Origin of the sequence: Pseudomonas sp. 65/3-MNA-CIBAN-0223 (genome assembly GCF_040310425.1) — a bacterium.
In the GTDB taxonomy this organism is placed as follows: Bacteria; Pseudomonadota; Gammaproteobacteria; order Pseudomonadales; family Pseudomonadaceae; genus Aquipseudomonas; species Aquipseudomonas gregormendelii.
Genome location: NZ_JBEOPV010000070.1, coordinates 1 through 382, shown reverse-complemented (window position 1 = coordinate 382; position 382 = coordinate 1). Strand labels below are relative to the sequence as shown.

The following is a 382-nucleotide window of genomic DNA, read 5'->3' as shown; positions in this document are numbered from 1 at the left end:
ACGGCCAGCTCCAGTGCAGCCGAGCGCGCTTACTTGACTCGGATAAGCCAGGCTGCGCAAGAGTACGGGCAACAGTTCGACCGTTACATGCAGTTGATCGAACGCGGTGTGGCACTGCGTACGCGGATGCAGGACGCTGCACAGGTCAGTCGTGAAGAGTTTGAGTTCATCGAACTGGATATGTACGACGCGGTGCGGGTGTTGCGCTTGGAGGGTGATCGGCTCAAGGGCAGCGACCCCCTTACCGTCGCAGAAGCGACTTCCGGCCTGACCAAGCAGGTTCTGGACATGCGTACCCTGGAGAATGTCTTCGTCGCCAACAGCTCTGACGAAGCGGCCACCAGCTGGAGCGACCTGCACGGAAACGTGACCACCATCGGCA

1 pseudogene is annotated in these 382 nt (G+C 60.2%); it reads left to right on the top strand.

The features are described from left to right. A pseudogene (locus AAEZ09_RS27955) lies at positions 1-382 on the top strand (methyl-accepting chemotaxis protein); the annotation flags it as partial.